This is a genomic window from Chitinimonas lacunae (assembly GCF_042650885.1).
Lineage (GTDB): Bacteria > Pseudomonadota > Gammaproteobacteria > Burkholderiales > Chitinimonadaceae > Chitinimonas_A > Chitinimonas_A lacunae.
Window position 1 is genome coordinate 1,039,058 of the sequence record NZ_JBHSBU010000001.1, and the last position, 11,739, is coordinate 1,050,796.

The 11,739-nt window shown below is 67.4% G+C and carries 8 protein-coding genes; all 8 read left to right on the top strand.

Annotated features, from left to right (window positions below; all coding sequences use genetic code 11):
• Positions 1-4: 4 nt before the first annotated feature.
• The 8 genes from ACFOW7_RS04585 to ACFOW7_RS04620 are packed head-to-tail and all read left to right on the top strand — an operon-like array spanning position 5 to position 11,724.
• A complete protein-coding gene (locus ACFOW7_RS04585; protein ID WP_378161525.1) occupies positions 5-1,228 on the top strand; it encodes a phage late control D family protein in 1,224 nt (407 codons plus the stop codon).
• A 2-nt stretch (positions 1,229-1,230) separates the two neighbouring features.
• Positions 1,231-1,740 (top strand): phage baseplate assembly protein V, encoded by a 510-nt coding sequence (locus ACFOW7_RS04590; RefSeq protein WP_378161528.1) that lies wholly within the window; start codon positions 1,231-1,233, stop codon positions 1,738-1,740.
• An 8-nt stretch (positions 1,741-1,748) separates the two neighbouring features.
• The gene (locus tag ACFOW7_RS04595; RefSeq protein WP_378161530.1) at positions 1,749-2,513 is read left to right on the top strand and encodes a hypothetical protein; all 765 of its coding nucleotides are present in this window, start codon (positions 1,749-1,751) and stop codon (positions 2,511-2,513) included.
• A complete protein-coding gene (locus ACFOW7_RS04600) occupies positions 2,513-2,908 on the top strand; it encodes a GPW/gp25 family protein (RefSeq protein WP_378161532.1) in 396 nt (131 codons plus the stop codon). Before ACFOW7_RS04595 ends, ACFOW7_RS04600 begins: the two co-directional genes overlap by 1 nt.
• Positions 2,909-2,937: 29 nt before the next feature.
• A complete protein-coding gene (locus ACFOW7_RS04605; RefSeq protein ID WP_378161534.1) occupies positions 2,938-4,899 on the top strand; it encodes a putative baseplate assembly protein in 1,962 nt (653 codons plus the stop codon).
• Positions 4,896-7,232: a phage tail protein gene (locus ACFOW7_RS04610; protein ID WP_378161536.1), complete on the top strand. Its 2,337-nt coding sequence runs from the start codon at positions 4,896-4,898 to the stop codon at positions 7,230-7,232. Before ACFOW7_RS04605 ends, ACFOW7_RS04610 begins: the two co-directional genes overlap by 4 nt.
• Positions 7,233-7,283: 51 nt before the next feature.
• Positions 7,284-9,776 (top strand): YncE family protein, encoded by a 2,493-nt coding sequence (locus tag ACFOW7_RS04615; RefSeq protein ID WP_378161538.1) that lies wholly within the window; start codon positions 7,284-7,286, stop codon positions 9,774-9,776.
• A gap of 4 nt (positions 9,777-9,780) precedes the next feature.
• On the top strand, positions 9,781-11,724 hold the full coding sequence (locus ACFOW7_RS04620; RefSeq protein WP_378161540.1) for a hypothetical protein: 1,944 nt from the start codon (positions 9,781-9,783) through the stop codon (positions 11,722-11,724).
• Positions 11,725-11,739 lie beyond the last annotated feature (15 nt).

Here is an 11,739-nt window from a genome sequence, read left to right on the forward strand (position 1 = left end):
CGCCATGACCGATATCGACTTCCAGACCCTAGAACAGACCTCAGTGCAGGCGGGCGGCTTCCGGATCCCGCGCTTTGAGCTGACCATCGACGGCGTCTCGCTCGACCACCGGGTGCTGCGCGATGTGGTAGACCTCAACTACCACGACCATATCGACCAGATCGACGGCTTCGAGCTGACCGTGGCCAACTGGGACAGCAGTCAGCGCCGCCATAAGTACATCGGCTCCGAAGCGCCCGACGGGCCACGCAGCGAACTCGAAACCCTGTTCGAGCCGTGCAGCAAGGTAGTCAGGCTCAAGCTCGGCTATGGCGGCGAACTCAGTGAAATGATGAGCGGCCACTTCACCACCATGGAGCCGACCTTCTCAAGCAACGGCCCGCATACCCTGGCGGTGCGGGCGCTCAATGTGCTGCACCGGCTGCGCCGCAAGAAATACGACGGTCATTGGCAACAGAAGACCGACAGCGAAATCGCCCGCAGCTTCGACGGCCTGACCGACCCCGAGTGGCGCAATGCCGGGCAGGATGCCCGCCGTATCCCGATGCCGGTGCAGATCAACTCCAATGCCCAGGGCAGCGAGCCCACCCTGGTGTTCGTCGGACAGAAGAACGAATACGACATCGACTTCCTGTGGCGACGCGCCCGGATTCGCGGCTATGTGATCGAGATCCGCCGCGACGAGGCCGGCCACGACTATCTGTATTTCGGCCCGTCCGAGCGCAACGGCCCGACGCCCTATCTGCTGCGCTGGGGCGCCGGTCTGATCGAGCTCAAGGCCACCCTGACCACCGCCAACCAGGTGCGCAAGGTCACCGTGCGCGGCTGGGACCGGGCCGCCCAGCGGCCGATCGAGGAGTCGGCCGATTGGGACGACCCGCGCGTGCGCCAGCTCAACCCGTCCCTATCGGAAGTCGTGCGCAACTGCGATCCGCGCGAAGAACGGATCGTCACCCGCCCGGTGGCCACCCGGGCCGAAGCCCAGGCGCTGGCGCGCGATATCCTGCTCGGCCACGCCCAGGAGCTGGTCAAGGTCCAGGCCAGCGTGGTCGGACTGCCCCAGTTGCGGGCCGGCTCGCGGGTGCGGATCGAGGGTATCGGCGGGCGTTTGTCGGGCGAGTATTTCGTCACCGAATCGATCCACAACTTCAGCCATTCGGGCTATCTCACTAAATTCACCGCCCGCCGCGAAGACCCCGATAGCGGCGAACGACTGACGGGAGCGTAGGCATGAGCCATGAACGCAGCGCCGGCATCGTCATCGGCAAGGTCATCAATGTCGACGACCCGGAGAGCCTGGGCCGCATCCAGGTCAACTACCCCTGGCTCAGCGGTCCGGAACAGCGCTGGATTCCCGTTGCCGCGCCGATGGCCGGCCATGATCGCGGGATGTTCTTTATGCCCGAGATCGCCGACGAGGTGATCATCGCCTTCGAGCAGGGCATGTGGGACCACCCCTACGTCATCGGTTTTCTGTGGAATCCGCAGCAGCGGCCGCCGTCGGACGACCCGCGCCAGCGCATGATCCGCTCGGTCAACGGCCATTCGATCCGCTTTCTCGATTCGACCCCGGCCTCAGGCAATCTGGGCTCGCTGATCATCGAAGACGCCCACGGCAACACCATCGTGCTGACCAACGGCTCGATGCGGATCGAAGCAGTCGGCCGGCTCAGCATCCATGCCAGTGGCGATGTCACCATCCAGAACCGGCTGGTACGCCCGCTCGGCGGACCGATCTAGGAGGCCCGATGGATACCCCGATCGATATTCCGCTTCCCGACGGCCTGCGTGAGCTGCTCAGCCAGCCGGCCTGCCTGAGCCTGCCGCGCACCGGCCGATCGACCATCCATCTGCCCGGTGGCGGCACGATGCAAGGGATGGTCGATGTCACCCGCGGCATTCCCGACGACTGCTCGCTCAATTTCTCGCTGGTGATGCCACTGATGTCACTGCTGAGCAGCACCGAATGCCTGATCAAGCTGCTCAAGCTGGTCAAGCCCCTGATCGACATCGTGACCGGGCTGACCAAGGTGCCCCCGGCGCCGCCGGTCGAGGCCGTGGGGGAGTTCGCCAAGGCGGCGGCCGAACTGGCGCCCTGTCTGCTGCTGCCTACACCCGCCGCCATGATTCCGTTCGTGCGCGACATCCTGCTGCTGATCATCAAGCTGCTCAAATGCATCACCGGCCAGCTCAAGAGCATTCTGGCCGTGATGGGCGGGCTGTCCTTGCAGATCAGCTCGGCGCGCCAGAACGGCAATACCGAACTGCTGGCTGCACTCGAATGTGCCCAGGGCAACGCCCAGGCTTCGGCCCAGCACATGATGTCGGCCATCGATCCGGTACTGGTGCTGCTGTCGCTGGCCGAACCATTCCTCGGCATGGCCGGCGTCTCGCCGATCAAGACCCCGGCGCTGGCACCTGGCGAGAGCCTTGAAGCGATGACCGAGGTGGTGACCACGCTCGACGACCTGGTCAAGACCCTGCAACTGATCGCCGACGGGCTGGGGGGATGATGGCAAGCGATTTCCTGGGCGCCGGTTTCGCCTTCCCGTTCGGGGTCACGGCACGCGGCAAGCTGGCCTGGGCCCGGGCCGAGCAGCGGATCGAGGAATCGATCTATCTGATCCTGGCCACCCGGCTGGGCGAGCGGCTGATGCTGCCGCAGTTCGGCTGTGCCGTGCACGACAGCCTGTTTGCCCCCAACGGCCCGGCCACCCGGACCCGGGCGGTCGACAGCGTGCGCCGCGCCCTGGTGGCGTGGGAGCCGCGTATCGACGTGCTCGACGTCAGCGCCGAGGAAGACCCGGCCGAGCCCAGCCTGCTGCTTTTGCGGATCAACTATCGCATCCGCGCCAATAACGCCCTGGCCAATCTGGTCTATCCCTTCTACCTCAACGAATCGAGCTAGCGGCCATGCCTCTCAAGGACTTATACCCGGTGATCGACGACAGGCGCTTTGCCGACCTGGTGGCCGAAGCCCGCACCCGGATTCCGCGCTATACGCCGGAATGGACCGATGTCAACGACAACGAGCCCGGCATGGCCGTGGTGCAGTTGATGGCCTGGATGAGCGAGTTGCTGATCGCCCGGCTGGGCCGCGTGCCGCAGCTCAATTACCTCAAGTTCCTCGAATTGCTCGGGGTCGAGCTGACGCCGGCGCGGCCGGCACGGACCGAGCTGACCTTCCCGGTCCTCCCGGGCGCTACTTCGCCCACCGTGATCGTGCCCTTGCACACCCAGGTCTCGGCCGAGGCGCCCGACGGCGGCCCGGCGGTGATCTTCGAGACCGAGCGCGCGCTGGTTGCCCTGGCTGCCCGGCTTGACGCGGTCCAGGTCGACCAGGGCCGCCAGATCGTCGATGTCAGCCCGGCCAACGCCGAACTGCAAGCGGGCTTCCTGCCCTTCGGCGCCACGGCGCGCACGGGCAATGCCCTGCTGCTGGGCTTCGATTCGCCGCTCGAATTTCCGTCTGTCCCGATCGATCTGACGCTATGGGTAGGCCAGGCACGCCAGCGCGCGCCGCTCTATGTGGACAGTCCCCTGGTCGGGGCGCCGCCCGCCACCTTGGCCTGGGAATACTGGAACGGCAAGGACTGGTATCCGCTCGACACCCTGAGCGATGAAACCGCCGCCTTTACCCGCAGCGGCCATATCCTGATCGGTGCCGCCCCGCGCGGCGGCTTGCAGCGAGCCACGCTGGGCCAGTTTCCCAAGCCGCGCTACTGGCTGCGCGCCCGGCTCGCCGCTGGCGGCTATGTGCAGGCGCCGCGCCTGCTGGCGCTGCGCACCAACACCGTACCGGCCCTGGCGGCAAGCTCGGTCGATGCCGAAGTGGTCGGCCGCAGCAATGGTCTGCCCGATCAGGTATTCCAGCTGGCGCAGCGGCCGGTGCTGGCCGGCACGCTGGCCCTCACCGTCGATGAGGGCGATGGGCCCAAGCCCTGGGTCGAAGTCGCCGACTTCTTCGGCTCGGGCCGTGACGATCCGCACTATGTGCTCAACCGCAGTACCGGCGAGATCCGCTTCAACGGCACCGCCGGCCGCATTCCGGTGGCCAATCCGTCGCGGGTCGCCAATATCGTGGCCCAGCGCTACCGGGTCGGCGGCGGGGCAGCCGGCAATGTCGCGGCCGGTGCCATCGATACCTTGCGTGGCCATCTGCCCGGTATCGATGCCGCCCGGGTGGGCAATCTGTTTGCCGCCTATGGCGGCGCCGACGAGGAGAGCCTCGATGCCGCCCGATTGCGGGCGGCCGGCGCGCTGAAGAGCCGCGAGCGGGCCGTGACGCGCGAGGATTTCGAGCTGCACGCCATCAAGGTCGGCGGCGTGGCCCGCGCCCGGGCGCTGCCGCTCTACCATCCGGCCTTTCCTGCGGTCGCCGTGCCGGGTGCAGTCAGCGTGCTGGTGGTGCCGCAGGCAAGCGACCCACTGCGGCCGCTCGACGATCCTGCCCCCCAGCCGACCGAAGGACTGCTGCGCCAGGTCTGCGCCGAACTCGACGCCAGACGGCTGGCCACCACCGAGCTTTATGTGATCGCCCCGAGCTACCGCCTGTTGCGACTGAGCGCCACCCTGACCGTCAGTGCCGATGCCGATCTGGCGGCGGTCAAGCAAACGGCGCTGTTGACGCTGCGGCGCTATTTCCACCCGCTGATCGGCGGCGAGGACTGCACGCTGACACGCGACGGCAGCGGCTGGCCCTTCGGCGGCGATATCCACTATTCGCGCGTGGTGCAGCGGCTGCTGCTGCCTGGGGTGAACAGCGTGGACGATCTGCTGTTCGAGCTGGATCGGGTCAGCTACCCGCCTTGCAGCAACGTCAGCCTGGACGGCACGGCACTGCTGCGACTCGAAGACGATTCGCTCGACCTGCGGCTTGATTACGAGGTCGAGCCATGAACCAGCCCTGCCATCTGCCATCAAGCACCAGCCCGGCCGGCCCGACCTCGTTTGCCGCTTATCTGCCGCCGCCACCGCGTCCCCCGCACGACCCCTATACCCTGCCCCTCGATGGCCGGCTTGGCTGGCGTGGCGAAGCGGCCTTGCCGGCGGCACTGATGCCACGCGAGACGGACGGCGCCTTGATGCTGCCGGCGCAGCCCGAGTCGGGCCGACGCTTCGATGAACCTGGCGGCAGCTTCGGCGGACTGGTATTGCCGCGCCATCTGGCCTGGACCGAACCGGGCCGCGCCCGCCGCACCGTGCTGCTCTATACGCCGCGCCGCCTGCTGCGCTTCGATCCTTGCGACTGCGTCTTCCACGAGCCCTTCTGCTTTCGCCGCAACGACCCACGCCTGCCGCTTGGGGAGGCCGCCATTGCCGTGGTCTGTCAGCGGCTCTATCTGGCCGATCGGCTCGGACGCCGGGTCATCCTCCTCGACGCCATCCACGGCGCCGCACGCGGGGTATGGCGCGCACCGTTGACCACGCCGGCCGGGCAGTTGGCGCAATGGGAGCCGGTGGCCTTGGCAGCGGGTCCCGATGGCAGCGTCTGGGTGGCGGACCGACTCAACGGCGTATTGCTGCGTTTTGCCGCCGAGGGTCGGGTCATCGAGCGTCACGATGGCTTCGGCGCCGTCTGGGCGCTCGCGCGCGACCGGCATGGCCGCTTGCTGATCCAGTGCGACGGCCATGCCGAACCGATCGACTACGACCCGGTCAGCCGCATCCGCTACCCTTCACCGACCCGGCCGGACGAGTTGATCGAGCGCTTTGCCCCCTTGCCGCTGACCGTTTTCCCCGACGGCTCGGTCGATCTGGCCGGTCTGTGCCTGCCGCCCCGCTCCACCGCGCACCCGTTCGGCCCCGACGGCCAGCCGCTTGCCACGCTGCCCGCCCTCCCGCCCGTCCTGTTCCCGACCCAGGGCCAATGGTGGTCGCAGCCGCTCGATAGCGGGATCGCCGATTGTGTATGGGACCGGATCGTCCTTGATGCCGAATTGCCGCCGCATACCACGCTGGCACTCGATGTCCTGACCGCCGACACCGAACTGCCGCCCGACGAGCTGGTAGCCAGCCGCGACTGGTACACCGTCCTGACGCTCCATGGCGAGCCCGATCAGGCCGAGCGGTTGAGCGGACTCGACTTCCTGCTGCGCGCCCCGCCCGGCCGCTATCTATGGCTGCGGCTGCGCATGTATGGGCAGGGCGGCGACAGCCCGGCGCTCACGGCGCTGCGGATCGACTTCCCGCGCATCAGCTGGCGCCGCTATCTGCCTGCGGCCTTCGGCGCCGAACCGGTCAGTGCGGAATTCACCGATCGCTGGCTCGCTCTGTTCGACCGCACCTTCCGCCAGATCGAGGCGCAGATCGACGGCCAGGCCGGCTGGTTCGATCCGCTGTCCGCCCCAAGCGGCGACGGCGCCGATTTTCTGTCCTGGCTGGCCAGTTGGGTCGGCGTGACGCTCAGCGGCAACTGGCCGCTCGAGCGGCAACGCGAATTCCTCAAGCAGGCGCCGCGCACCTATGCCTGGCGCGGCACCCCGCGTGGCTTGACGCATACCTTGTATCTGCTGCTGGGCCTACAGCGCTGGTGCGACCATCAGCCAGCCCAGGCCGACTGCGTCCCGTGCGGCCTGACCATCGCTGAACGCTACCGCTGGCGGCCGCCGCGTCTGCTGCTCGAACACCATCTGCTGCGGCGTTGGCTGTGGCTGGGCCATGCCCGCCTGTCCGACCATGCCCGGCTGTGGGGCGAGCGCATCGTCAATCGCAGCCAGCTTGGCGCCGGCGCGGCCAAGCCGCCCCAGCCCGGTTGTCCGCGACCAGCCGGCAGCGAAACCGACGGCGAGGCCGGGGTCAGCGATCTCTATATCCAGGGCGCCGTCCCGCCGGCCGCCGGCCGGCCCGGCCAGGCGCAGCTCGGCGTCACCCAGCTCAAGACGTCGCAAGACCCGGCGCGCGATCCCTTCCATGTCTATGCCCACAAGCTGTCGGTGTTCGTGCCGGCCGCCTGCATCAACACGCCCCAGCGCGCCCGCGCGCTCAGCCGGATGCTGCACGCCGATACGCCCGCCCATGTCGAGACCCGGCTGGTGCCGGTCGAGCCGCGTTTCCGGATCGGGGTCCAGGCCATGCTCGGTCTCGATGCCGTGATCGGCTACCGGGCTGCCCCGACCGAGCTCGACGGCATGACGCTGGGCCGGGGCACGGTACTTGACGAGGCCGCCGATGGACGGGCTGGCCTCAGGGTCGGCCACCGCCGCATCGGGATGGATACCAGCCTGCAATAAACAAGCGGCCGATGGCCTGCGCCACCGGCCACAGCTGCCTACGAGGTGAATATGGACCACGCCACGCATAGCCCCTGCGCCGGTTGCGGCGAAAGCTGCCCAAGTTGCGATACCCAGCCGCCGCTGCGCAACCATTACTTCTTCGGCAAGCTGATGGATGTGCCGGATTTCGACGTCGAACAGGCTTATGTGGTGGAGAAGTTCAAGCGCCACCACAGCCGGCTCCATGGCAGCGGGGTGGTCTGCGGCCTCGAAGTGACGGCCCACCCCAACCCGGCCTGTCGCGACCGCTATCTGGTGGTCAAACCGGGCGGCGCCATCGACTGCTGCGGCAACGAGATTCTGCTGACCGAAGAGGAAACGCTCGATCTGGCCGACTACCCCGCGGTACTGGCGCTGGCCGACGAGCCGGACCAGCAGGACCATCTGCTACAGATCTGCCTGCGCTACCGCGAGTGTCCGACCGAGGAAGTGCCGGTGCTCTACGACGAGTGCGGCTGCGACGATACACGCTGTGCGCCGAACCGGATCCTGGAGAGCTATGCGCTCGATGTCCGGGTTGACCCCGAACTGCCGACCACCCCACCGGGCCAGGCACAGCCGCCGACCCTCGAGTGGCAATCCACCGTCGGTCTACCAGGCACTTTCGTCGCCTTGCCCCATAGCGCGAGCGATCGGCTCTATGTCGGCGCCGACCTCGGCAGCGGCAGCGCCCTGCTGCAGCAGTACCGGCTATCGACCCAGGCCCCTGTCGCGCCGCATACCTTTGCCACCATGGTCCACGCGCTGGCCGTGCAGGCCGACGGGACGCGACTGGCCGTCGCCCTCGACAGCGGTGACCCGACCAAGCCCGCCCGGGTGGCACTGCTCGACACCACCACCCCGGCCGCCTTCTCGGGCGCCGAACTCGACAGCCTCGACCTGCCCGGCAGCGAAGCCCCCGACAGCATCCGCCTGCTGACCCTCGCCCCCGACCGGCTGGCCGTGCTGGTCGTCAAAGGCAGCGCCAGCGTGCTCTATCGGCTTGGCATCGATCCGGGCGACCAATGGAGCCTGATCGACAGCGTTGCGCTCACCTTTGCCACCACGGCCTGGACACTGGGCAGCGACGGACGGACGCTTTATCTGGCACCGGCCAGCGGGGCGTTCCGTGCCGTGGATACGGCCGCCAGTCCGCCCACCGTCTCCACGCTGGCGGCCAGCGGCGCCGACATCAGTGCACTTGCCATCATCAAAAGCGCCCTGCCCGATGCGCTGGCCTGGACCGAACACAGCACCCGGCTGCTCAAGCTCGCCAAGACCGACGGCAGCACCATCGGTCAGCTCAATCTGATCGAGCCACCTGTTGCGCTTTATGCCGACGAGGCCGGCCATTACCTCTATGTGCTGATGCAACCCACGGCCGGCAATGCCCTGGTGCAGGCGGTGGACCTGCACCGGCTGCTCGAGCAGAAGCCACCGCTGCTGTCGGCCCCGCTGGCCATCGGCCCGCGGGGACGGATGCTGGCCCTGGCTGACGACCGCCTATGGGTCGCTTATCAGGATGGCGTGGCGGTAGTGGACATCGCCTTCACCGACTGCGCCGACGCAATGGCGCCCCATCCGTGTTCGGCCTGCGTCAGCCCAGATTGCCTTGTACTCGCCACCATCGCCGGCTATCGGCCGGGACGACGGATCGAAGACCCGACCTCGCCACCGAGCGACCCGCTCGCCGATGCCGCAGCCGGGATTGCCCGTCTCGACAATCTGACCTGGCGCCCCTTACTGCCCAGCGTCAACGATCTGGCCATGGCGGTGCGCTGCCTGCTGGAGCGCCGCTGCGATGGCAGCGGCGGCAAGGGGGATAAGGGAGATAAAGGCGATAAGGGCGACAAAGGAGACAAGGGAGACACGGGCGACCCAGGGGAGCCTGGCGAGAAAGGTGACAAAGGCGACAAGGGCGATAAAGGCGACCCGGGCGATCCGGCGCTTGATCCTGATCTGCCACATATCTGCGACATCAGCTGGCGGCACGGTGGCGTGGTGCCGATCCGGCGCAGCACCGTCACCGAGCTGTCGCTGATCATCACCTTTGACACCAATATTCTGGCCATCGACCTGCATCCACAGAGCATCCGGCTGCTGATCCGCCGCCCCGAGATCGAGACCGGCGGCATCGTGCACTGCTGGTGCGAGGTGGCGCTCAGTTCGCAGATGATCCAGCCGGGCGAAACCGAACGGGACTGCGACAGCCGTGGCGCCTTCCGCCCCGTGCCGGTGGGCGGCATGGCGCGGGCGGTACGGATTCGCACCCCGGTCGACCGGCTGTTCGTCCAGACCGAGTCACTCGATTTCCGGGTACTGGTGATGGGCGACTTTATCCGGGGCGAGCATCTACGGACCCGCCGGCTCTGCGCGCTTGACGCCGACCATCTGCCCAAGCGCGACCCGGCCCAGCCGGCCCAGCCGCCGACCTGGCTCTATCCCGGCAGCGAAATGCTGAGCGGCGATGGCATCGAAGGCGGCATTTTCGAAAGTTGGTTCACCCTGAGAGCGGAAGGATAGGCCGATGAACAGCGTCAACGATCTCTACCGCGGACGCCAGGGGGCAAGCCCCAGCGCCTGCCCACCCGAAACGGTCCGCTGCGGCGGCTGCGGCATGCTCGAATGCCTGTGCCGACCCCGCTTCTTCGCCGGCCAGATTCTCAGCGCCGACGATCTCAACCGGCTCGATGCCTATATCCGCGCCAAACACCGGCTGCATAACCGCCAGTTACACGGCTGGGGCGTGGTCAACGGGCTCGAAGCCACCTGCAACCCCTGCGGCAACGGGGTGGCAGTCGGCTGCGGCTATGCCCTTGGCCCTTGTGGCGAGGATATCGTGGTCTGCGAACCCGTCACGGTCGATATATGCGAGCTGATCCGCCGCTGCCGCGATGCCGAGCGCCACACCCAGCCGTGCCAGCCCGGCAATGGCCATCACCCGTGCAATGCCGAGGAGGAAGAATGGATATTGGCCATCCGCTATGCCGAATCGCCGTCACGCGGCGTCAAGCCCCTGCGTCCGAGCGAAGCCTCAGGCAGCCGCAGTTGCGGCTGCGGTGCCGGCAGCACGGCCGGCTCGTGCGGTTGCGGCGGCAGTTGCGGCTGTCATGGCAAGACCTCATCTTCCACCCGGCCACGCAGTGCGCCGGTACAGTGCGAACCGACCGTGGTATGCGAAGGCTTTGCCTTTGAGGTCTACCGCAAACCGGTGGACCAGTCGGACCTGATCAAGCGGCTGTTCAACCTCGACGCCGCCGCGCCCGAGTCACCGCTCTACCAGCGTTTTCTGTGCTGTACCGATCTGCTGATCAAGCAGATGCCGAAGATGCCCGGCAGTTTCAGCAGCCAGGCGGTGATGCAGCAGCCGGCACAGTGGAGCCACTGGGGTCGTCAGTTCCGGGCGGGCCTACAGCGCTATTTCGATAGCCATGGGGCTTATCACTGTTCCTTGCAGGGTCAGTTGCAACAGGTGGTGTTTCCGACCGACCCCGACGACAACGACGTCGCCGGCATCGTCAACGGCATCACCACCCTGACCGTGGTCTGGCTCAATGCCTTGATGGAATGCCTCTGCTCGGCGCTATTGCCACCCTGCCCCGGTCCGGCCGAGCAGACGGGCGTGCCGCTTGCGGTCGTGCGCGTTCGCAATAATCCCTGCCGGGTGATCGAGGTATGCAACTGGACCATCCACCGCAAATTCACCACTACCTTCCCGGCCATCGAGTACTGGTTGTCGATCCTGCCGTTCGGCAACTGGCTGCGCCAATTGATGGAACTCCTGTGCTGCGGTGACTTCGGCGCCTTCACCCGCAATCCCGGCACGGTCGATCACCTGCCCGACCACAATCACGACGGCCCCGCCACCAACCCCGACATCAGCTCACCACCGGTCGGCGGCATCGGCGACAGCGTGATCAAGCCCAAGCTCGCCACCGCCGAGTTGCCGGACGAGAAGCCCTACAGCCGGGCCGACCAGCGGCTCAACCCGAGCCTGCCCAATCTGCGGCGGCTCCATGGCATCAGCGAGCTGTCGAGCAAGGCGCTGCGCCGGGGCAGCAAGGCGCTGCCGTTCCGCACGCTGTTTGAGAGTCTGCTGGCGCCAGAGAGCGCCACGACCGGCAGTGCGCGCCTGTCGGCGGCCGAGATGGGCAATCTGCCGCAGCTGCTGTTGGCCGACCAGTTCCTGCGGCCGCTGGTCAGCGAGATGCTGGGGCCGATGATCGGGGGTCTGCTGGGCGGGGGCCTTGGCAATGTCACGGACCTGGTTCGCGGCCGAGAGGACACCGCCAAGCCTGCCGCGGCAGAACTCGATCTGCTCAAGAGCGAAATCGCCGCCTTGCGCGGCCGGCTCGAAGCGCAGGACCGCCAGATCGCCAGCCTCGCGCAGCACACGGGCAACAAGCCCAAAGCCCCCGGCGGCAAGTCCGAGCCCAAAGCACGCAGCAGCAGGGGTGGCAACAAGCCCTAATCTCAACCGCAAGCG